17 protein-coding genes are annotated in these 22,500 nt (G+C 61.4%); 6 read left to right on the top strand and 11 right to left on the bottom strand.

Going from position 1 to position 22,500, the window contains the following annotated elements:
* Window positions 1-78: 78 nt before the first annotated feature.
* From KVQ82_RS14465 to KVQ82_RS14475, 3 genes are all read right to left on the bottom strand, one after another.
* Window positions 79-1,092, bottom strand: a complete 1,014-nt coding sequence (locus KVQ82_RS14465; RefSeq protein ID WP_222019244.1) for an aldo/keto reductase — start codon at window positions 1,090-1,092, stop codon at window positions 79-81.
* Between the two features lie 68 nt (window positions 1,093-1,160).
* Window positions 1,161-2,060: a LysR family transcriptional regulator gene (locus KVQ82_RS14470; protein WP_222019245.1), complete on the bottom strand. Its 900-nt coding sequence runs from the start codon at window positions 2,058-2,060 to the stop codon at window positions 1,161-1,163.
* A gap of 180 nt (window positions 2,061-2,240) precedes the next feature.
* Window positions 2,241-3,551 carry an MFS transporter gene (locus tag KVQ82_RS14475; protein ID WP_103368989.1) on the bottom strand — a complete coding sequence of 437 codons (1,311 nt, stop codon included), beginning with the start codon at window positions 3,549-3,551 and terminating at the stop codon, window positions 2,241-2,243.
* 172 nt (window positions 3,552-3,723) lie between these two features.
* On the opposite strand from KVQ82_RS14475, the gene KVQ82_RS14480 reads away from it, so the two are divergent.
* The 4 genes from KVQ82_RS14480 to KVQ82_RS14495 all read left to right on the top strand — a co-directional run bounded on the left by KVQ82_RS14480 (window position 3,724) and on the right by KVQ82_RS14495 (window position 9,374).
* The gene (locus KVQ82_RS14480; RefSeq protein ID WP_222019246.1) at window positions 3,724-4,845 is read left to right on the top strand and encodes a sugar diacid recognition domain-containing protein; all 1,122 of its coding nucleotides are present in this window, start codon (window positions 3,724-3,726) and stop codon (window positions 4,843-4,845) included.
* 246 nt (window positions 4,846-5,091) lie between these two features.
* Window positions 5,092-6,231, top strand: a complete 1,140-nt coding sequence (locus KVQ82_RS14485; protein ID WP_222019247.1) for a glycerate kinase — start codon at window positions 5,092-5,094, stop codon at window positions 6,229-6,231.
* A gap of 288 nt (window positions 6,232-6,519) precedes the next feature.
* Window positions 6,520-8,145, top strand: coding sequence for a methyl-accepting chemotaxis protein (locus tag KVQ82_RS14490; protein ID WP_222019248.1), 1,626 nt, complete (start codon window positions 6,520-6,522; stop codon window positions 8,143-8,145).
* A gap of 41 nt (window positions 8,146-8,186) precedes the next feature.
* Window positions 8,187-9,374, top strand: a complete 1,188-nt coding sequence (locus KVQ82_RS14495) for a pyridoxal phosphate-dependent aminotransferase (protein ID WP_222019249.1) — start codon at window positions 8,187-8,189, stop codon at window positions 9,372-9,374.
* A 144-nt stretch (window positions 9,375-9,518) separates the two neighbouring features.
* On the opposite strand, the gene KVQ82_RS14500 is transcribed toward KVQ82_RS14495, so the two are convergent.
* The 8 genes from KVQ82_RS14500 to KVQ82_RS14535 form a co-directional block, all read right to left on the bottom strand.
* Complete coding sequence (locus KVQ82_RS14500; RefSeq protein ID WP_222019250.1) at window positions 9,519-10,496, bottom strand: D-glycerate dehydrogenase; 978 nt, start codon at window positions 10,494-10,496, stop codon at window positions 9,519-9,521.
* 14 nt (window positions 10,497-10,510) lie between these two features.
* Window positions 10,511-11,809, bottom strand: coding sequence for an MFS transporter (locus KVQ82_RS14505; protein WP_222019251.1), 1,299 nt, complete (start codon window positions 11,807-11,809; stop codon window positions 10,511-10,513).
* Window positions 11,810-11,852: 43 nt separating this feature from the next.
* Window positions 11,853-12,911: a sugar kinase gene (locus KVQ82_RS14510; RefSeq protein WP_222019252.1), complete on the bottom strand. Its 1,059-nt coding sequence runs from the start codon at window positions 12,909-12,911 to the stop codon at window positions 11,853-11,855.
* Entirely contained in the window at window positions 12,904-13,686 is a 783-nt protein-coding gene (locus KVQ82_RS14515) for an AP endonuclease (protein WP_222019253.1), read from the bottom strand. Before KVQ82_RS14515 ends, KVQ82_RS14510 begins: the two co-directional genes overlap by 8 nt.
* A 178-nt stretch (window positions 13,687-13,864) precedes the next feature.
* The gene (locus tag KVQ82_RS14520; RefSeq protein ID WP_313902823.1) at window positions 13,865-14,893 is read right to left on the bottom strand and encodes a LacI family DNA-binding transcriptional regulator; all 1,029 of its coding nucleotides are present in this window, start codon (window positions 14,891-14,893) and stop codon (window positions 13,865-13,867) included.
* Window positions 14,894-15,059: 166 nt separating this feature from the next.
* The gene (locus KVQ82_RS14525; RefSeq protein WP_222019254.1) at window positions 15,060-15,701 is read right to left on the bottom strand and encodes a DUF1345 domain-containing protein; all 642 of its coding nucleotides are present in this window, start codon (window positions 15,699-15,701) and stop codon (window positions 15,060-15,062) included.
* A 138-nt stretch (window positions 15,702-15,839) separates the two neighbouring features.
* Window positions 15,840-18,938 carry an efflux RND transporter permease subunit gene (locus KVQ82_RS14530; RefSeq protein ID WP_108182657.1) on the bottom strand — a complete coding sequence of 1,033 codons (3,099 nt, stop codon included), beginning with the start codon at window positions 18,936-18,938 and terminating at the stop codon, window positions 15,840-15,842.
* A 15-nt stretch (window positions 18,939-18,953) separates the two neighbouring features.
* A complete protein-coding gene (locus KVQ82_RS14535; RefSeq protein ID WP_222019255.1) occupies window positions 18,954-20,111 on the bottom strand; it encodes an efflux RND transporter periplasmic adaptor subunit in 1,158 nt (385 codons plus the stop codon).
* Between the two features lie 277 nt (window positions 20,112-20,388).
* Here KVQ82_RS14535 and KVQ82_RS14540 point away from each other — a divergent pair, with 277 nt between their 5' ends.
* Together KVQ82_RS14540 and KVQ82_RS14545 are read left to right on the top strand one after the other, a co-directional pair.
* Window positions 20,389-21,090, top strand: coding sequence for a response regulator transcription factor (locus KVQ82_RS14540; RefSeq protein WP_041063735.1), 702 nt, complete (start codon window positions 20,389-20,391; stop codon window positions 21,088-21,090).
* Window positions 21,091-21,094: 4 nt separating this feature from the next.
* Entirely contained in the window at window positions 21,095-22,396 is a 1,302-nt protein-coding gene (locus KVQ82_RS14545) for an ATP-binding protein (RefSeq protein WP_222019256.1), read from the top strand.
* Window positions 22,397-22,500: the final 104 nt, after the last annotated feature.

Genomic DNA, 22,500 nt, shown 5'->3' on the forward strand with positions numbered 1-22,500 from the left:
GCAGGCTGCGATCTTTTGCTTTTGAGCTTTTAAAATCAAAAGATCGCAGCCTGCGGCAGCTCCTACAGGGCAGCGGTGTCAGATAGGGCGCGGTTTACGGCCGGACACAAAATGGCTCACATCATTGAACCCCGGTGTCGAAGCATGCCCCGGCGTCACCAGCGAGTCGATAAACGCTTCATCTTCCGCCGTGATCTGCACCGCCTGCGCCTTGGTGTAAGCATCCCACTGCTGCTCGGTGCGCGGCCCGACGATCGCCGAAGTTACCGCACTGTTGTTCAGCACCCAGGCAATTGCGAATTCGACCATGCCCACGCCACGGCCTTGGGTGTATTGCTGGATCTGCTGAGCAATGCGCAGCGATTCAACCCGCCATTCGGTTTCCAGAATGCGTTTGTCCTGACGTCCGGCGCGGCTGTTGGCATCCGGAGTGACATCGGGTGCGTATTTGCCGCTGAGCACGCCACGGGCCAGCGGGCTGTAAGGCACCACGCCGAGGCCATAGGTCTGCGCGGCGGTGATCTGTTCGGTCTCGGCCTGGCGGTTGACGATGTTGTACAGCGGCTGGCTGATCACCGGGCGGTCGATACCGAGCTTGTCAGCGATGCGAATCACCTCGGCGATGCGCCAGCCGCGATAGTTCGACAAGCCCCAATAGCGAATTTTACCCTGACGAATCAGATCGCCAATCGCCGACACGGTTACTTCCAGAGGGGTGTTGTGGTCCTCGCGGTGCAGGTAATAGATGTCGAGATAGTCGGTACCGAGGCGCGTGAGGCTGGCTTCCAGACCGTTGAAGATGTGCTTGCGGCTCAAACCGCTGCGGTTTGGCACGCCGTCCGCCGGGCCGAAACCGACCTTGGTTGCCAACACCCAGTCGTGCCGATGGCGGGCGATCGCCTCGCCGACAATTTCTTCCGAGCGGCCGTTGGTGTAGACGTCCGCGGTGTCGATGAAATTGATGCCCTGATCCCAGGCCTTGTCGATGATGCGCAGCGAATCCTCGGCGCTGGTCTGTTCGCCAAACATCATCGTGCCGAGGGTGAGGGTGGACACCTGCAACCCCGAGTGCCCCAGTGTGCGATAGCTCATGCCGAAATCCTTTTATCGGTGGGAAAGCTTCCATCAAATACCAGAAGCATCCGACGGGGCAAAGTGAATTATCGGCTCAGTGCTGCGCAACGCGTCTGTAAAAACGCCTGCAACACCCGAACGCGTTCGGACACTTGGACCCGATGCGGGCAGAGCAGATTGAACGGCACGCTCTCGCCATGCCAGTCATCGAACAGCGTCAGCAGGCGTCCGCCGCGCACGTCCTCGGCGATGTCCAGCCAGGCCTTGTAGGCAATGCCATGCCCGGCCAGCGCCCAGCGCCGCGCGACTTCGCCGTCATCGCTGAGATAGTCACCGTGGACTTCAACTTCCAGCGTTTCGTCCTCGCGACTGAAGCGCCAGGTGTTGTAAGGCCGGCCGTTGCGCCAATAGAGCAGGGCGCTGTGCTCGTTCAGTTCGCCGGGATGTTGCGGGGTACCATGGCGAGCCAGATAGTCCGGGCTGGCGCAGGCTACTCGTCGATGCGCCGGCAGAATCGGCAGCGCCACCAGCGTCGAGTCGCTGGGCACGCCGAAGCGCAGCGCGACATCCACGGTTTCGCGAAACAGATCGGCGTGCCGATCGTTTAGCAGCAGTTGCAATTGAATATTCGGGTGTTCGCGTTTGAATTCATCCAGCCATGCCAACAATACGTTGCGCCCGAAATCCGACGGCGCCGCCAGTTGCAGCACCCCACTGAGGCCTTCGTCGTGTTGCTTGAGCGCTTGTTCGCCTTCGGCCAGGGCGGACAAGGCGATGCGTACACTGTCGAGATAGCGCCGACCTTCTTCGGTCAGGCGCATGCTGCGGGTGGAGCGCGCGAGCAGGCGAATGCCGAGACGGGTTTCCAGGCGCTTCAACGCAATGCTGGCGGCGGCCGGCGTCAGTTCCAGGGCGCGGGCGGCGGCGGAGATGCTGCCGGAGTCGGCCACGCGGACGAAGATCTCCAGATCGAGAATCGAGCTCATTGGTAAAAATCCTTTAAAGATCTGTGCGTTTTTGCGGGATTTTTCCGTGATTGGCAAGTTCGGGCGTTGCAATCAGTGAGCAAAAAAAGATCGCAGCCTGCGGCAGCTCCTACATGGAAATACGCGTTTTCCTGTAGGAGCTGCCGCAGGCTGCGATCTTTTGATCTTAAAGCGTGATGATTAAGCCCGCAGAGTCCTCGTCATGCGCAACGCCAGCAAGCTGCCGCCAACGATCACACCCGCCAGCAGATACAACGCGGCATCGGTCGAACCGGTGCTGTCCTTGACCCAACCCACCAGGTACGGGCTGAGGAAGCCGGCCATCTGCCCCATCGAGTTGATCAACGCCAGTCCGCCGGCCGCGGCGCCTGCGCTCAACAGCGCAGTCGGCACTGGCCAGAACATCGGCAGACCGGTCAGCGCGCCCATGGTCGCAAGGGTCAGGCCGAGAATGGCGATGGCCGGGTTGGCGGCGAAGTTCACCGCGATCAGCAGACCGAGGGCGCCCATCAGCATCGGCACCACCAAGTGCCAGCGACGCTCTTTGCGCAAGTCCGCCGAACGCCCGACCAGCAGCATGAACACCGCCGCCAGCAGATAGGGGATCGCGCTCAACCAGCCGATCACCAGGTTGTCGCTGAAGCCAAGGTTCTTGATAATCGACGGCAGCCAGAAGTTGATCGCGTACACACCGCTCTGGATGCAGAAGTAGATCAGGCCAAACGCCCAGATCGCCGGGTTCTTGAATACCGCGAGCAGCGAGTCCGAGGTGGTTTTCGGTTTGTTCGCCAGGTCTTCGGCCTGATCGGCTTCAAGCACCGCGCGCTCATGCGGGCTCAGCCACTTGGCGTTGGCAAAGCTGTCACTCAGCAGGAAATAGGCGAGGGCGCCGAGGATCACCGTCGGGATGCCTTGCAGCAGGAACATCCACTGCCAGCCGGCCAGACCGCCCTGGCCGGCGGCGAAGTGGTTGAGGATCCAACCGGAAAACGGGCTGCCGAGCAGGCCCGAGACCGGGATCGCCGACATGAACAGCGCCATGATCCGCCCACGGCGAAACGTCGGGAACCATTGCGAGAGATACAACACCACACCGGGGAAGAACCCGGCTTCGGCCGCACCGGTGAACAGGCGCAGGGTGTAGAACTGGGTCGGGGTGGTGACGAACAACAGGCAGGTCGATAGGGTGCCCCAGGTGATCATCATCAGCGCGATCCAGCGTCGCGGACCGAATCGAGTCAGGGCCAGATTGCTCGGTACGCCGCACAGCACGTAGCCGATGAAGAAGATCCCGGCGCCGAGGCCGTACACGGTTTCGCTGAATTTCAACGCGTCGAGCATCTGCAGTTTGGCAAAGCCAACGTTGACCCGGTCGAGGTAGTTGAACAGGTAGCAGATGAAAATGAAGGGAATCAAACGCAGGGTGATGCGTTTGTAGACGGCGTTTTTACCGTCGTCGATGGTCTGGGTAGCTGCGGCGCTCTGCGACATAGCGGCTCTCTCTTTATTATGATTTTTTGCGATGCACAGGTTAACGTTGATCGCCCTGAGAGTCTCGGCCACCTGTGGCCGGATTGTCTTTGTGCCTGAGCACAGGGTTTGCCGCCAGACCCTGTGCGGGTGAACAACCGTCCGCCGCCGTTGCTTAAGGATTTTGCCGATCATGTTCGAACTCGATCACGACCTCGCTCAGGATATCGTCGACCGGGCCATGGCCATTTTGCCCTATAACGTCAACGTCATGGACAGCCAGGGCCTGATCCTTGGCAGTGGCGAACCGGAGCGCATCAACACCCGTCACGAAGGCGCGCAACTGGTGCTGGCCAACGGCCGTGTGGTGGAAATCGATGCGCAAACCGCGGTGCATCTCAAAGGTGTGCAGCCGGGGATCAACCTGCCGCTGTTACTCGATCAGCGCCTGATTGGCGTGCTCGGCATTACCGGCGAGCCGGAGCAACTGCGCACCTACGCCGAACTGGTGCGCATGACTGCCGAAATGCTCGTTGGTCAGCGCAATCAGCAGGCCGAGCAGCAATGGCGGCGCCAGCGTTGCGATGACCTGCTGGCGTTGCTGTTGAGCGATGCCGGCGACTCGCCGCGGCTGGTCGATGAGGCGCAGCAACTGGGGCTCAAGCCGCAGTTGACCCGGGTGCCGTACCTGTTCGAGCTGGGCCTGGAACAAGGGCCGGGACAAACCGTCGAGGCATTGAGCGCATGGTTGACCTCGCGCTACCCGGACAGCTGGTGCGTGAGTTCGGCCAAGTCATCGCTGCTGTGGTGCCGGCCCGCAAGTCAGACGGTTGAGCATGATCGTTTGCTGGAAAAGCTGGATGGCCTGGGCTGGAACATTCTGCGCATCGCCGTGGGCGGGCAGGCGGATGGGCTGGCCGGTTTGCGTCGCTGTTATCGTCGGGTCGGCGATCTGCTGGCGTATGGGCGGGAGGTGCTGCCGCAGTCGCGACTGCTGACGCTCAATCGCTATCGTTTGCCGGTGATGCTCTGGCGCCATCGCAATGACGACGCGCTGGATGAACTGCTCAAACCGTTGCGCAAAGTGATTGCCAAGGACGGTAACGGCCAGTTGCTCGCGACCCTGCGCAGTTGGTGTGAACACGACGGCCAGAGCCAGGCCTGTGCCGATGCGCTGGGCATTCACCGCAACAGCTTGCGTTACCGGATGGAGCGGATTGCCGAGATCAGCGGAGTTGATCCGTTGCGGCTGGACGGGATGTTGGCGTTGTACCTTGGGGTGCAATTACTGCCGCAGACTGATCCGGCGGTATGAGTTGTTCTTAAGGCCGCCATCGCTGGCAAGCCAGCTCCCACAGGTTTACAAGGTGATTACAAGTTATGTAGCCACTGAAGATCCCTGTGGGAGCTGGCTTGCCAGCGATGAGGCCAGAGCATTCGGCATCAAGTCCAAGGCTTTTGTAGAAATGAACAATAAACGCCAACCGCCCTTGTGCAGCGGACAGGCGTCAATGCGCGTGCCGACTGGCAGCATGAAGCGCATTGGAACTGGAGAATTCGCATGAAGATCGTCATTGCCCCCGATTCGTTCAAGGACAGCCTGAGTGCCCAAGGCGTTGCCGAGGCCATTGAGCTGGGCCTGGCGCAAGTCTGGCCGCACGCCACGCTGGTCAAATGTCCGATGGCCGACGGCGGCGAGGGCACGGTGGAGTCGATTCTTGCTGCCTGCGAAGGCGAACTGCGCCGGACTCGGGTACGCGGGCCGCTGGGCACTCCGGTCGATGCGGCGTGGGGCTGGCTGCCGCACAACCACACCGCGATCATTGAAATGGCCGAGGCCAGTGGTTTGCAGTTGGTGCCTACGGGGCAGCGCGATGCCTGCATCACCAGCACCTTCGGCACCGGTGAACTGATTCGCGCCGCACTGGATGCCGGCGCGCAACGGGTGATTCTGGCCATTGGCGGCAGCGCCACCAACGATGGCGGCGCCGGCGCGATGCAGGCGCTGGGGGTGAAATTGCTCGATGCACAAGGTCAGGTGCTGGTACCGGGCGGCCTGGCCTTGGCGCAACTGGCGCGGCTGGACTTGAGCGAGCTTGATCCGCGTCTGGCCCAAGTGCGCTTCGACATCGCCGCCGACGTCAACAATCCACTGTGCGGGCCGCATGGTGCTTCGGCGATTTTCGGCCCGCAAAAGGGCGCGTCACCGGTACAGGTGCAACAACTGGATCAGGCCCTCGGTCACTTCGCCGAACTCTGCGCGCAAGCGTTGGGCAAAGACGTTCGCGATGAGCCGGGCAGCGGTGCGGCTGGGGGATTGGGCTTTGCGGCCAAGGCGTTTCTCGGTGCGCAATTTCAGGCTGGCGTTGAAGTGGTGGCCGAGTTGGTGGGGCTGGCCGAAGCGGTCAACGGCGCCGATCTGGTGATCACCGGAGAAGGGCGGTTCGACGCGCAAACCCTGCGCGGCAAAACGCCGTTTGGTGTGGCGCGGATCGCCAAAAAACACAATGTCCCGGTCATTGTCATCGCCGGCACGCTCGGCGAGGGTTATCAGGAGCTCTACGAGCATGGCATCGACGCCGCATTCGCAGTCACCAGCGGCCCGATGACCCTGGAGCAGGCGTGTGCCGAAGCTCCACGCTTGTTGCGCGAGCGGGCGACGGACATCGCCCGGGTCTGGCGGATGGCAGCGAAATCCTGAGTAAACCCTGTAGGAGCTGCCGAAGGCTGCGATCTTTTGATTTTGTTTTTAAAGATCAAGATCCAAAGATCGCAGCCTTCGGCAGCTCCTACAGGGGCGTGTGAGTGTTTCAGTGTTGAAACACCTTGAAAAATATTTCTGCTTTACACGAAATCTTCCTAAAGCCCAGCCGATACAGAGGTCAGGCGCACACAGATTCCCTCGAACAGTGACGCCGGACTGATCCCGCTCAAGGGCCAGTGATGACGGCAAGGACGCTCGCAGTTACCTCTATCCGAGAGTCCAACCATGTCCTTGCGTAACCTGAATATCGCGCCTCGTGCTTTCCTCGGTTTTGCCTTTATCGCCTTGTTGGTGATTGTCCTTGGTGTGTTCGCCGTCAACCGCATGTCGACCATCCGCCAGGCCTCCATCGACATGGAGACCAATCAACTGCCCAGCGTCACGTACCTTGGCGTGGTAACGGAAAATGTTCTGCGCCTGCGGATCCTGTCGTTCCGGATTCTGGTCAACCGCGACCCGGCAGGCCTGCAAGAAGCGCAAACCCGCATCGGCGTGCTGGTGGACAAGGTGCGCAGTGCTCAGGCCAGTTATGCCGCGTTGCCGGCAGACGGTGAGGAGCGTGCGTTGTACCAGACGTTCGCGACCACACTCGACAACTACCTGCAAGCGCAAAACCAGATGATGGAGCTGTCGCGCCAGGACAAGGTTGACGAGATGCGCACCCTGATCAACACGCGGATCAAGGACGGTACCGACCAGATGGGCGAACAGCTCAACAAGCTGATCGCAATCAACGCTGCAGGCGCGAAAGTCGCCTCCACGCAGGCCGGTGAGCACTACGACAGCGCCATTACCGGCATCGTCATTGTGGCTGTTGTCGCGGCGCTCGCTACCGTCCTGCTGGCCCTGCTGCTGACCCGCAGCATCGTCACCCCGCTGAACCGTGCCGTGCAGGCGGCGCAAACCATCGCTGGCGGCAACCTGACCCAGTCGATTGAAGTGGATGGCAAAGACGAAGCCACACAATTGCTGCAAGCCTTGTCGACGATGCAGACCAATCTGCGCAAAACCATCGAACAGATCGCCGGCTCCGCCACTCAATTGGGCGCCGCAGCCGAAGAACTCAGCGCGGTCACCGAAGAAGCCTCCCGTGGCCTGCAACAGCAGAACAACGAGATCGAACAAGCCGCCACCGCCGTCAACGAAATGACCGCCGCGGTGGAAGAAGTGGCACGCAACGCGGTGTCGACCTCCGAAGCGTCGAACCAGTCGACCCAGGCCGCCCGCGAAGGGCGCGATCAAGTGGTGAAAACCGTCGACGCGATCCAGACCATGACCCATGACGTGCAGAGCACTGCACAAATGATCGAGGGCCTCGCTGCGCAGGGGCGTGACATCGGCAAGGTGCTGGACGTGATCCGCGCCATCGCCGAACAGACCAACCTGCTGGCCCTTAACGCGGCGATCGAAGCGGCGCGTGCCGGTGAGGCCGGGCGTGGTTTTGCGGTGGTGGCGGACGAAGTGCGTGCCTTGGCCCATCGCACCGCGCAGTCGACTCAGGAAATCGAAAAAATGGTCGCCGGTATTCAGAACGGCACCGGTGAAGCCGTTTCGTCGATGCAGCAAAGCAACCAGCGCACCCAGACCACCCTGGAAATGGCTCGTGCCGCTGGCGTGGCACTGGAGCAGATTACCCAGTCGATCCATCAGATCAACGAACGCAACCTGGTGATCGCCAGCGCCTCGGAAGAACAGGCGCAGGTCTCGCGTGAGGTCGACCGCAACCTCGTCAACATCCGTGATCTGGCCACGCAATCGGCCGCCGGGGCCAACCAGACCAGCGCCGCGACTCATGAACTGTCGCGTCTGGCGGTGGATTTGAATGCGATGGTGGCGCGGTTTGCGATTTGACCTAGGGTGAAGGCTGGAGACCGCGCCATCAGGAGACGTACATGCGCTATTCAGCCTTGACCCAACGCATCGCCGGGGAGGGTGCAGCGGCCTGGCAGATTCATGACCGCGCGCTGGCGTTGCGCGCCGAGGGAGTCGACATTCTGCTGCTGAGTGTGGGTGATCCGGATTTCGACACGCCGCTGCCGATCATCCACAGTGCCATCGACAGCCTGCTGGCCGGCGATACGCATTATTCCGAAGTGCGTGGCCGACTGGCGCTGCGCAAGCTGATCGCCGCTCGCCACCAGCGGCGCAGCGGTCAGGTGGTGGATGCCGAGCACGTGATCGTGCTGCCCGGCGCGCAATGCGCGGTGTATTCGGTCGCTCAATGCCTGCTGGATCCGGGTGACGAGGTGATCGTCGCCGAGCCGATGTACGTGACCTACGAGGGTGTGTTCGGCGCGTGCGGCGCGACGGTGGTGCCGGTGCCGGTACGGCCGGAAAACGGCTTTCGCGTTGATCCCGCCGATGTCGCCGCGCGGATCACGCCGAAGACCCGCGCGATGTTGCTCAACAGTCCCAATAATCCTTCCGGCGCGAGCCTGTCCCTGCTGATCTGGCAGGAACTGGCGGCGCTCTGCATGCGTCACGATTTGTGGCTGATCAGCGACGAGGTCTACAGCGATCTGCTTTACGAGGGCGAGCACATCAGCCCGGCGAGTCTGCCGGGCATGGCCGAACGTACGGCGACCATCAACAGTCTGTCGAAATCCCACGCCATGACCGGTTGGCGCATCGGCTGGTCGATCGGGCCGAAAGCGCTGGCCGAGCATCTGGTGAACCTGTCGTTGAGCATGCTTTTTGGCCTACCGGATTTTGTGCAGAAAGCGGCGGAGATTGCGCTGCACAGCGATCTGCCGGAGGTGACACAGATGCGCGAGGAATATCGTTTGCGCCGCGATCTGGTCTGCGAGCATTTGCGCGGCTGCCCGGGGTTGCAACCGATTCGCCCGGATGGCGGGATGTTCGTGATGGTCGATGTGCGCCAGACCGGGTTTGGTGCGCAGGCATTTGCCGAGCGGCTGCTGGAAGGTTACGGGGTGTCGGTGCTGGCCGGTGAAGCGTTCGGGCCGAGTGCGGCGGGGCATATTCGCATCGGGCTGGTGCTGGACAGGGTGAAGTTGGCGGATGCCTGTGCGCGGATTGCGTTGTGTGCGGTGCAGTTGTTGCAGGCGCGCAGTGCCTGATGGTTTGTGTTGTCGAGGCTGGCCCCTTCGCGAGCAAGCTCGCTCCCACAGTGAGTTGGGGGGGGGGCACAAAGTTTTATGTGCAACCTGAACCCTGTGGGAGCGAGCTTGCTCGCGAAGACGGACTCTCCGTCGGCGATTGTTTCAGCCCTGCCAAGCCGCCGGATTCACCAGATTAGCCGGCTTCCCCCCAGCCAAAGCCGCCAGCAGATTGTCCACCGCACACCTGGCCATCGCCTCCCGCGTCTCATGCGTCGCCGAACCCATGTGCGGCGTTGCCACCACATTATTCAGCTGCAACAACGGCGAGTCATGATTCAGCGGTTCACGCTCGAACACATCCAGCCCCGCCGCGCGAATCCGTTGATGGCGCAGCGCGTCGATCATTGCTGCTTCATCCACCACTTTGCCGCGAGAGATATTGATGAAAATACTCTCGGGGCGCATCAGCGCAAATTGCTCGGCGCCGATCAAACCTTCGGTCTGCGCGGTCAGCGGCAAGGTAAGACAAATGAAATCCGCCTCTTGCAGCAGCGCTTCAAGGCTACGGTACTGCGCGTCAAAACGCGCCTCGACTGCCGGTTTGCGCGACTGGCTGTGATAAAGCACCGGCATGCCAAAACCGAAATGCCCGCGCTGCGCCAGCGCCTCGCCGATGCGACCCATGCCGATGATGCCCAGGGTCTTGCCGTGCACATCGGTGCCGAAATGTGCCGGGCCGATGTTGCGGTGCCACTGGCCGCTGCGCACCATGTTCGCCAGTTCCACCACGCGCCGGGCCGTGGCGAGGATCAGGGCGAAGCCAGTGTCGGCGGTGGTCTCGGTGAGCACATCCGGGGTGTTGCTGAGAAGGATCTTGCGTCGGCTCAGGTAGTCGATGTCGTAGTTGTCGACGCCCACCGAAACGCTGGCAATCGCCTGCAGTTGCGGCGCCAGATCGAGTAGCGCGGCGTCGAGTTTCAAGCTGGCACCGAGCAAACCGTGGGCGCTCGGCAAGGCGTCGCGCAGCTTCATCAGGCCGTCGGCATCGAGGCTTTCGATCAGCGTCACTTCACACGCTTGTTGCAGGCGCGCCATCAGCGCTGGCGACAGTTTCTTGTACAGCACGACTTGCTTTTTCATGGGCAAAAATCTCTTCAGGAATGCGCCGGCACGGGACGCGTGGCAACGGCTTTGGCCACGACACGATCACTGGCGCCGGGCTTGAGAAAAATCGTCAGCACCACCGACAGCAGCAACGCGCCGCTCATCAGCAAATACGAAGCGCCGGGCGAACCGGTGGAGCTGTTCAGATAACCGACCAGGTACGAGCCACCGAACGAACCGAGCGCGCCCATGCTGTTGATCAGCGCCATAGCCCCACCGGCAACGTTGACCGGGAGGATCTCCGGAACGATGGCGAAGAACGGCCCATACGGCGCGTACATGCAGGCGCCGGCGATCACCAGCAGCGTGTAGGACCACCAGAAATGTTCCGCGCCCAAGGCGTAGGAGCCGTAGAACGCGATGGAGGCGATCAGCAGCGGCGGCCAGACGAAGCGTTTGCGTTTTTGCAGCTTGTCCGAGCCCCACGACACCCCGAGCATGCCGATCACCGCCGCCAGATACGGCAGCGCCGACAGCCAGCCGGCTTCGATCATGTCCATTTGCGCGCCGGCCTTGAGGATCGACGGCAGCCACAGCACGAAGCCGTAGACGCCAATGCTCCAGCAGAAAAACTGCAGCGCCAGAATGATGACCTTCGGCGAACGGAAGGCTTCGGCGTAGTTCTTCACCGCTTTGATCCCGACCTGTTCGGCGGCGAGAGCGCTTTCCAGATCGTGCTTTTCCTGCGCGCTCAGCCACTTGGCCTGAGCCGGACGATCATCGGCCAGTTTCCACCAGATAAACGCCCAGAGCACCGCCGGCAAACCTTCGATGATGAACATCCAGCGCCAGCTGAAGTGCTGCACCAGATAGCCCGAGACCACCGACATCCACAACATCGTGACCGGGTTGCCGAGGATCAGAAAAGTGTTGGCCCGCGAGCGCTCGGCACGGGTGAACCAGTGGCACAGGTAGACCAGCATCGCCGGCATTACTGCGGCTTCGACCACGCCGAGCATGAAGCGAATCACGATCAGCCAATAGGCGTTGGACACGACGCCGGTCAGCGTGGCGAGCCCGCCCCAGAAGATCAGGCTGAAGAAAATCAGTTTTTTCACGCTGTGCTTTTGCGCGTAGATCGCCCCGGGCACCTGGAAGAAAAAGTAGCCGAGGAAGAACAGCGCCCCGAGCAATGAAGACAGGCCCGGGGTGATCATCAAGTCGGCGGCCATGCCGGACGCGGCGGCGAAGCCGTAGTTGGCACGATCGAGGTACGCCAGGCTGTAGGTGATGAACACGATCGGCATGATGTACCACCAGCGGCGGGCGGCGAGGGTTGTGGTTTTCATGGTGTTGCTCCTGAGCTTGTTGTTTTTGTCGCAGCAGGTTCAATTAATGGGTTGTCTGAGCGGGCCTCATCGCTGGCAAGCCAGCTCCCACAGGTATCTCGGGTAAGTCGACTATTGCATTCCCACCGCCGAACCCTGTGGGAGCTGGCTTGCCAGCGATGGCGGACTGGAATTCAGCGATGAGCTCGGACCGGGTCGGCAACCCCTCCATATCCCCACGACTCTGCACCGCCCGACTGCCAATCCAGTTGGCGCGTTGCACCGCCTCGGCAAAGCTCTGATGTTCAAGCAGGGCACTGATCATGCCGACGGCAAATCCGTCGCCCGCACCCACGGTGTCGACCACGTTGGCCACCGGTACTCCGGCGACAAACCCCTGATCCAGTTGCGTGCGGTAATAAGCGCCTTGCGGCCCAAGCTTGATCGCCACGGCTTCAGCGCCCTGATCGAGATAGAACGCGGCGATGTCCGCCGGGTCTTCGAAGCCGGTCAGCAAGCGACCTTCACTCAAACCCGGCAGTACCCAGTGGGCGAGGGCGGCGAGGCGGTTGATTTCGCGGATCATCTCTTGCTCAGAGGCCCACAGGCTCGGGCGCAGATTGGTGTCGAACGACACGCTGCGCCCGGCATGGCGCATGCGTGTCATCAGCTCGAACGACATTTCCCGAGCGCTGGCTGACAGTGCCGGTGGAATCCCGGTGGCGTGCAGGTGACGGGCGCTGAGCAAGGTATCGGTGATCGACTGGACGGACAGACGACTGGCCGCCGAGCCACGGCGGAAATACTCGACCTGCGGGTCGCTGCCATCGTCGTTACGGGATTTGAACTGGAAACCGGTCGGGTGCTGGTCATCGACCGCGACGTGACTGCAATCCAGACCTTCCTCGATCAAGGTCTGGACCACGAACCGGCCGAGGGAATCGGCGCCGACCCGGCTCAGCCACGCCACATTGAAACCCAGGCGCGACAAGCCGATCGCCACATTGCTGTCGGCGCCGGCAATGCGTTTGTGAAAATGTTCGACCGCCGCCAGATCACCGGTCTGCTCGGCGACCAGCATCGCCATGGTTTCACCGAACGACAGAATATCGATCTCAGACATGGGCAGGCTCCAGACGCGATTGGCCAAGGCGGGCGAGGGCGGCGACATGTTCGGTGGTCAGTGCCACCAGGTCATCGCCCTGCAATGGGTATTCGGCGGCGCGCATAACGCCTTGGGCCATGTGCCGCAGCAGTTGTTCCCACAAATGCAGGTCGCTGACGGCGGGCGGCACGGCGACCAGTTTGCCGTCGGCGCGCCGGGCCACGGCTTTGCAGTGCACGTAGCCGACATGCCGTCCGAGCAGACGTGCGGCGTTGGCGGCGGACTGGTCCTGCCACTGCCAGTTGCCGATATCGAAGGTCATCTTGATCGGCAAATCATGCTGCTCGACCGCCGCGAAAAAGCGCTGGAACGGCTCGATGCGGCCGCCCTGCAAGGTCTGGTCGTTTTCCACCAGTAGCTGCACCGGGCTGTTGCCCAGCAGTTGCTGCAGCGCCTGCAAATCACAGTTGTCGGTGAAATAGCCGAGTGAGACTTTCAGCCATTTTGAGCCAAACGCCTGGGCGTGTTGCAGGGCGTTGATCAATTCGGGATTGGGCCGCGCCTGACCGGCGAGCCACAGTTCGGTCGGCGACGAATAGATGCTTTGCAGACCCTGCGCCTGGGTGGCGGCTTGCAATTGTGCAGGCACTTCGCGGGTCAGCAACTCTTCGCGCCATTCGATGCGATCGGCACCGGCGGCGGCCAGCACGTCGATGAAGAAATCTTGCCCGCGTTGGCGCACAAGCTCGGCGCCGTAGCTGGACAGGCTGATGGAAACGGCGGGTTTATTCATTGTTATCTGCCTCTGAAACCGGTTTCATTTTTGTTCAAAAAAAATCAGGTGGTTCTGTGATGGCCTTTCGGGCCGCATCGCTGGCAAGCCAGCTCCCACAAGGTTCTGGGGGTATTGGATGGATTGCATTAACACCACAAAAACCTGTGGGAGCTGGCTTGCCAGCGAAGGCGTCAGCTCAAACACCACCGTTCCCTCGGGTAGAACCGCGCTCAATCAGCACCGGGGCAAAATCGAGTCTGCGTGGGATCTCGACATCCCCCCGCAAACGCTTCCACAGACACTCAAACGCCCGCGCGCCAATCTCGGCCGTTGGCTGGGCGAGGGCGGTAATCCCGCTGCCCATCAACGGGTACCAATCCAGGTCATCCAGGGCAATCAGGCCGACATCCGCGAATAGCCCGCAGCCGATTTCACGCAAGGCGAGGGTGCAGGCCAGCGCCGCCACGCCGTTGGCGCAGAACAGTGCTTTAGGCCCGGTAGCCGGTGTGTTCAAAAAGGTTTGAAGATCAGTGGCGAGTGTGTCGCCGGTTTCCAGCACGGCCCCGGTCAATTCGGAACGCTGGGCAATCTGCGCCTGAAAACTGCTGACCCGCTCGATCCGCGAACTGGTGCCGTCATAAGGTTCAGTCACCATCAACACATCGCGATAGCCGCGCTGCTCAAGGTGCGTCAGGGCCATCTCGACAGCCTGCGCGTTGTTCAGCCCGAGCATGTCGCTATTGAGGCCATCGACCTTGCGATCCACCAGCACCAGCGGCATTTCCCGGTGCAGTTCGTGGAGTTCGTCACGGTGATGACCGAGGGTGTTCACGATCAGCCCTTCGATGTTGTACGAGCGCAACAACGCCAGGTGTTGGCGTTCCTGCTCGTCATCGCGGTCGGTGTTGCACACCACCAGGCTGTAGCCATGCGCACGGCAGGCGGTTTCCACCCCGTGCATTACAGCAATCGAATAAGGGTTGCGGATATCAGCCACCAGCATGCCGATCAGGCGCGTGCGCCCGCGTTTCAGACCACGGGCCATCTGGTTCGGGCGGTAACCCAGCTCGCTGATCGCCTGCTCGATACGCAGGGCGATGGCGTCGGAGAGCAGGGCGCGGTCATCGCCGATGAAGCGCGAGACGCTGGCCTTGGACACGCCGGCGCGTTCGGCAACATCGAGCATGGTCACGCGGCTGCGCTGGGCGGCGGAAAAGTCGTTCACGGTGTGAAACCTTATTATTGGATTTATTCGTTTCGTGCGCCGTGATGGCGCTGAAACCGGTTTCAGGAAACACCAGAAGCCGACGCTCCGTCAAGTGAATGCGCGTGGTACTTCAACGTGGCGCCGACGGGCGGTGCTTAGCGTTATTGAGGTATCTGCGCAATGCTCAGCCAAACAGGCCGGCAGCAATGTTGATCGAAAAGCCCAGAATCGCGGTGTTGAACACAAACCCGATCAACGACTGCGCCAGGACGATCTTGCGAATGTCGCGGGTAGCCACGCCGACATCGGCCGTCTGCACCGCGACGCCGATGGTGAAGGAAAAATACAGGAAGTCCCAGTAATTGGGCGTGGTCAGGCCTTCGGCAAAACGCAGGGCCGGTTCCTTGCCGTCCCAGGTGTAAAACAGGCGTGCGTAGTGCACACAGAAGATCACCCCGATCACCAGCCACGAACCTACCACGGTGACGGCGGTGAAGGCGTAATGCAGAAGTTTGCGATGGGTATCCAGATCCTTGGTGCCGGCCAGTTCCAGGGTGATGGCGGCGAGACTCGCCAGGGCTGCGATACACACCACGAACAGCACCAGCCCGGCGTTTTCGTCTTCGATGACGGCAATACGTTTGACGTCCGGCGCCTTCGCCCGAACGGTCAACCAGAACATCAGGATCAGGTAGGTCCAGACGCCGGTATTCCAGCCGATGAGGATTTTGCCGACGATGGATTCGGCAGGAACCAGCAGGCCGGTGGCAAGGCCAACCAGAGCGGCGGCGGACAGGCGAGGGTGGGTGCGGGCGAGAAAGCGCATGGGGATTCACAGTGATGATCGATCCCTGCACCTTAGCGCACGCTATCGTGCTTTTGTAGGCGCTGCAGGCTGCGATTCTTTTGATTCTGTTCTATCAAGATCAAAAGATCGCAGCCTGCGGCAGCTCCTGCAGTGGGATCAAGGGTGTTTGCTGAAGCGTTGGACGAGCTTCATGACCACCACGAAAAACAACGGCACAAAAATCACCGCCAGGGTCGCCGTGATCATCCCGCCGATTACCCCGGTACCGATCGCCTGCTGGCTCGCCGAACTGGCGCCAGTGGCGATGGCCAACGGCACCACGCCAAGGATGAACGCCAGCGAAGTCATGACAATCGGTCGCAGACGCAGGCGCGCTGCCTGCAACGTTGCATCGATCAGGTCGTGGCCTTCGTCATACAGGCTCTTGGCGAATTCGATGATCAGGATCGCGTTCTTCGCCGACAGACCAATGATCGTGATCAGCCCGACCTTGAAGAACACGTCGTTGGGCATGCCGCGCAAGGTCACCGCCAGCACCGCACCGAGTACGCCCAGCGGTACCACCAGCAGCACCGAGGTCGGAATCGACCAACTCTCGTACAGCGCCGCCAGACACAGGAACACAATCAGCAGCGACAGGCCGAGCAGGATCGGTGCCTGGCTGCCGGACAACCGTTCCTGCAGCGACAGCCCGGTCCATTCCTGACCCAGGCCTTTCGGCCCTTGGGCGACCAGTCGTTCAATCTCTGCCATCGCTTCACCGGTACTGTGCCCCGGCGACGGTTCGCCGGAAATCGCAATCGCCGGGTAACCGTTGTAACGGGTCAGTTGCGCCGGGCCTTGGGTCCATTTCGCCTGGACGAACGCCGACAGCGGCACCATGTGCCCGGCGTTATTGCGCACGTGCATTTTCAGCAGATCATCGACCTGACTGCGCTGATCGCCTTCGGCCTGGACCACCACCCGCTGCATGCGCCCCTGATTGGGGAAGTCATTGATGTAGGAAGAACCCACGGCGGTGGACAGCACGTTGCCGATGTCGGCGAACGACACACCCAGCGCGTTGGCCTGCTTGCGGTCCACTTCCAGTTGCACCTGCGGCGCTTCGGCCAGCGCGCTTTCGCGCACGTTCATCAGGATCGGGCTTTTCTCGGCGGCGGCGAGCAATTCGGTACGCGCCTGCATCAACGTCGCGTGACCGAGACCGCCGCGATCCTGCAGACGGAATTCGAAGCCGCTGGAAGTACCGAGACCGTCAACCGGTGGCGGCAATACCGCAAACGCGATGGCGTCCTTGATCTGGCTCAGGGCGATGTTGGCGCGGTCGGCAATCGAAGTGGCCGAATCGTCGCTGCCGCGTTCCGACCAGTCTTTCAGGGTGGTGAACGCCAGTGCCGCATTCTGCCCGCTACCGGAGAAACTGAAGCCGAGAATCACCGTGCTGTCGCCCACCCCCGGTTCACTGGCGTTGTGCGCCTCGATCTGCTCGACCACCTGCACCGTACGGTTCTTGCTCGCGCCCGGCGGCAGCTGAATATCGGTGATGGTGTAACCCTGATCCTCGACCGGCAGGAACGAGGAGGGCAGCCGCGCGAAGCACAACCCCATGCCGATCAGCAGCACGCCATAGATCAACAGATAACGTCCGCTGCGCTTCAGCGCGTAACCGACCCAGCCTTGATAGCGATCGGTCAGTTGCTCGAAGCGGCGATTGAACCAACCGAAGAAGCCGCTCTTTTCATGATGCTCGCCCTTGGCAATCGGCTTGAGCAGCGTGGCGCACAAGGCAGGCGTCAGCGTCAGCGCCAGGAACGCCGAGAACAGGATCGACGTCGCCATCGACAGCGAGAACTGCCGGTAAATCACGCCCACCGAACCCTGCATGAATGCCATCGGAATGAACACCGCCACCAGCACCAGGGTAATGCCGATGATCGCCCCGGTGATCTGCTTCATCGCTTTGCGCGTGGCGTCTTTTGGCGACAAGCCTTCGGTGGCCATGATCCGCTCGACGTTTTCCACCACAACGATGGCGTCGTCCACCAGAATGCCGATCGCCAGCACCATGCCGAACATGGTCAACACGTTGATCGAGAAACCCAGCGCGAGCATGGTGGCGAAGGTGCCCATCAGCGCCACCGGCACCACCAGCGTCGGAATCAGGGTGTAGCGAATGTTCTGCAGGAACAGGAACATCACCGCAAACACCAGCAGCATCGCTTCGCCGAGGGTGTAGACGACTTTGGTGATCGAGACTTTGACGAATGGCGAGGTGTCGTAGGGAATCTTGTATTCGACGCCGGCCGGGAAGTAGCGCGACAGCTCGTCCATCTTCGCCCGGATCAACGTGGCGGTCGCCAGCGCATTGGCCCCCGGGGCCAATTGCACGCCAACAGCGGTGGACGGCTTGCCGTTCAGACGCGTGCCGAACTGGTATTCCTGACTGCCGATCTCGACCCGCGCCACATCGCCGATGCGTACGGTAGAACCATCGGGGTTGGCCTTGAGCACGATGTCGGCGAATTCTTCCGGCGTCGACAACTGACCCTTGACCAGAATGGTCGCGGTGATTTCCTGCGTAGACGGATTGGGTAAATCGCCAATACTGCCTGCCGATACCTGGGCGTTCTGCGCGACGATGGCGGCGTTGACGTCGGCCGGGGTCAGGTTGAAACCGATCAGCTTCTGCGGATCGATCCAGATCCGCATCGCGCGTTCAGCGCCGTACAGTTGGGCCTTGCCGACGCCGTCGATGCGTTTGATTTCGTTCATCACGTTGCGCGCCAGGTAATCGCTGAGCGCTACGTCATCGAGTTTGCCGTCGCTGGAGGTCAGGGTGATCAGCAGCAGGAAGCCGGCGGAGACTTTCTCCACCTGCAGGCCTTGCTGATTGACCGCTTGCGGCAGGCGCGACTCGACCACTTTGAGGCGGTTCTGCACATCAACCTGGGCCAGTTCCGGGTTGGTGCCCGGCTGGAACGTGGCCTTGATCGTCGCGCTGCCGAGGCTGCTCTGCGATTCGAAGTACAGCAGGTGATCGGCGCCGTTGAGCTCTTCTTCGATCAGGCTGACCACGCTTTCATCGACGGTTTGCGCCGAGGCACCGGGGTACACCGCATAGATTTCGATTTGTGGCGGCGCGACGTCGGGGTACTGCGCCACCGGCAATTGCGGGATGGCCAGCGCACCGGCCAACAGGATGAACAGGGCGACGACCCAGGCGAACACCGGGCGGTCGATAAAGAACTGCGGCATAGAAGAGCGTCCTGCTTACTGACCAGAAGTCTGGGCAAGGGGAAGAGGGGTGTCGTCGATCTGCACTTTTTCGCCGGGACGGGCGTGTTGCAGGCCTTCGATGACAATACGGTCGCCGGGCTTGAGGCCGCCGGTGACGATCCAGCGGTCGTTTTGCACTGCGCCCAGTTGCACCGGTTGCTGCGCCACGCGCATCTGCTCGTCGACAGTCAGCACCTGAGCGATACCTGCGCTGTCACGCTGCACCGCACGTTGCGGTACGGTGATGCCGTTCTGCACGGTCGCTTGTTGCAGGCGTACGCGGATGAAACTGCCCGGCAACAGGTCGAGATCGGGATTGGGGAACTCGCTGCGCAGGATGATCTGGCCAGTGCCTGGATCGACCGTGATGTCGCTGAACAGCAACTTGCCCGGTAACGGGTAGAGACTGCCGTCATCCTGAATCAGTGTGGCCTTGACCTGATCCTGACCGACTGCCTGCAACTGCCCGGAACGGAATGCGCGGCGCAGTTCGTTGAGTTCACGGGTCGACTGGGTAAGGTCGGCGTAGATCGGATTGAGTTGCTGGATCAGCGCCAGTGGCGTGGTTTCGTTCTGCCCGACCAGCGCGCCTTCGGTAACCAGAGCACGGCCGACTCGGCCGGAAATCGGCGCGGTGACGGTGGCGTAGCCGAGGTTCAGCTTCGCGCGTTCCACTGCAGCTTTATTGGCGGCCACATCGGCGGCGGTTTGCCGGGCATTGGCGCGGGCGTTGTCGTAGTCCTGAGCGCTGATGGCCTTGTCGTCGATCAACTGCGCATAGCGCTGCTCTTGCAACTTCGCCTGAAAGGCGTTGGCCTCGGCCTTGCGCAGCGCGGCTTCGGCACTATCAAGGTCAGCCTTGAACGGTGCCGGATCGATGCGAAACAGCACGTCGCCCTTTTTCACGTCGCTGCCTTCACGAAAGGTTCGTTGCAGCACCACACCGGCGACCCGGGCGCGCACTTCGGCGATGCGCGGTGCGGCGATGCGCCCGCTCAGTTCACTGCTGATCGACAGGGGGCGGGCCTTGATGGTCTCGATGCGCACGGTGGCCGGCGGCGCTTCTTCTTCGGCTTTCGAAGACGAATCACAGGCGCTCAGCAACGACGCAACAGCGATCAGGCCGAGCCCGGCCAGAAGTTTTTTCGACATGTACCACCCCCAATATTGAAGCCCGCATCCTAAGGCCAGACGCCGAGGGTAGCGGTGAAGCTTTGTAGGCGCTGTGTGAAATTGTGTAAGGGTTTTACTCAGGGACGGGTGAGGGCGTATATCCTTTACGCCTTGAATTCTTTTGTGACGGTTGGACCGCTTTCGCGAGCAGGCTCGCCCCCACACAGGTTTTGTGAACGAGGCAAAATCGATGTGGGCGCGAGCCTGCTCGCGAAGAGGGTCTGACATCCACCACAGCAATATCTGGAACACCCCCATGCCCAACATCCTCCTGGTCGAAGACGACACCGCCCTCGCCGAACTGATTTCCAGCTACCTGGAGCGCAACGGCTATTCCGTCAGCGTGATCGGCCGTGGTGATCACGTGCGTGAGCGGGCACGGATCAATCCGCCGGATCTGGTGATCCTCGACCTGATGCTGCCCGGTCTCGACGGCCTGCAGGTCTGCCGCTTGCTGCGCGCCGATTCGGCGACGCTGCCGATCCTGATGTTGACCGCTCGCGACGACAGTCACGATCAGGTGCTGGGCCTGGAAATGGGCGCCGACGATTACGTCACCAAACCCTGCGAGCCACGGGTTTTGCTGGCCCGGGTGCGTACTTTGCTGCGGCGCAGCAGCCTCGGTGAACCGATGACGGTCAATGACCGGATTGTGATGGGCAATCTGTGCATCGACTTGTCCGAGCGCACCGTGACCTGGCGCGGGCAGCCGGTAGAGCTGTCCAGTGGCGAATACAATTTGCTGGTGGTGCTGGCCCGGCATGCCGGTGAAGTGCTGAGCCGCGATCAGATTCTGCAGCGCCTGCGCGGCATCGAGTTCAACGGCACCGATCGTTCGGTGGACGTGGCGATTTCCAAGCTGCGGCGCAAATTCGACGACCACGCGGGCGAGGCGCGCAAGATCAAGACCGTGTGGGGCAAGGGTTACCTGTTCAGCCGTTCCGAATGGGAATGCTGAGCTGATGTTCAGAATCCTGTTTCGCCTGTATCTGGTGACGATCGTCTCCTACAGCGCGGCGATCTATCTGGTGCCGGATCTGGTGATCATGGCGTTCCGCGAGCGCTTCATCACCTACAACCTCGACTACTCGCGCGGCCTGCAATCGCTGATCACCCGTCAGTTTCACGCGGTGCCACAGGACCAGTGGCCAGCCTTGTCGCAGTCGATGGACAAAGACTTCCAGCCGCTGCACATCGTTCTGGCGCGCATCGACGACGCCGGTTTCACCGCCCCCGAGCAGGCACGTCTGCGCGCTGGGGAAAACGTGGTGCGCATTGGTGATTGGGGATGGCGCACCTTGGCGGTCACGCCGCTGAACGACGATGTCGCGGTGCAAATGGTGGTGCCGCCGGATCCGTTGGACGTCAATCTGTTGTACTGGAGCATCAACGTGCTGATCGGCGCGACCATGCTCGCCTGCCTGCTGTTGTGGATTCGCCCGCACTGGCGTGATCTGGAGCGCCTCAAGGGGGCCGCCGAACGCTTCGGTAAAGGCCACTTGAGCGAGCGTACGCAGATTCCCGCCAGCTCCAACATCGGCAGCCTGGCCAATGTCTTCGACACCATGGCCGGCGATATCGAGGATTTGCTCAACCAACAGCGCGACCTGCTCAATGCGGTGTCTCACGAATTGCGCACGCCGCTGACCCGTCTGGATTTCGGTCTGGCCCTGGCACTGTCCGATGATTTGCCGGCGACCAGTCGCGAGCGCCTGCAAGGGCTGGTGGCGCACATTCGTGAACTGGATGAACTGGTGCTGGAACTGTTGTCTTACAGCCGCCTGCAGAATCCGGCGCAACTACCGGAACAGGTTGAGGTTTCGCTGGATGAGTTCATCGACAGCATTCTGGGCAGCGTCGATGAAGAGCTGGAATCACCGGATATCGTCATTGATGTGCTGCTGCACGGTCAGCTCGAACGCTTCACGCTGGATCCGCGCCTGACCGCGCGGGCGATCCAGAACCTGCTGCGCAATGCCATGCGCTATTGCGAGAAACGCATTCAGATTGGCGTGCAGGTCAGCCCTGATGGCTGCGGAATCTGGGTCGACGATGATGGGATTGGTATCCCGGATGATGAACGGGAGCGAATTTTCGAGCCGTTTTATCGCCTGGATCGCAGCCGCGACCGTGCTACCGGTGGTTTTGGTCTGGGCCTGGCCATCAGCCGCCGGGCGCTGGAGGCGCAGGGCGGGACACTGACGGTGGAAAGCTCGCCGTTGGGTGGGGCGCGGTTCAGGTTGTGGTTGCCCACTGCAAGCTGAGCATCAACCCACTGTAGGAGCTGTCGAGTGAAACGAGGCTGCGATCTTTTGATCTTGTTCTTGAAATCAGAATCAAAAGATCGCAGCGTGCCGCAGCTCCTACA

It is taken from the genome of Pseudomonas sp. AO-1 (assembly GCF_019775695.1).
Classification (GTDB): domain Bacteria; phylum Pseudomonadota; class Gammaproteobacteria; order Pseudomonadales; family Pseudomonadaceae; genus Aquipseudomonas; species Aquipseudomonas parakoreensis.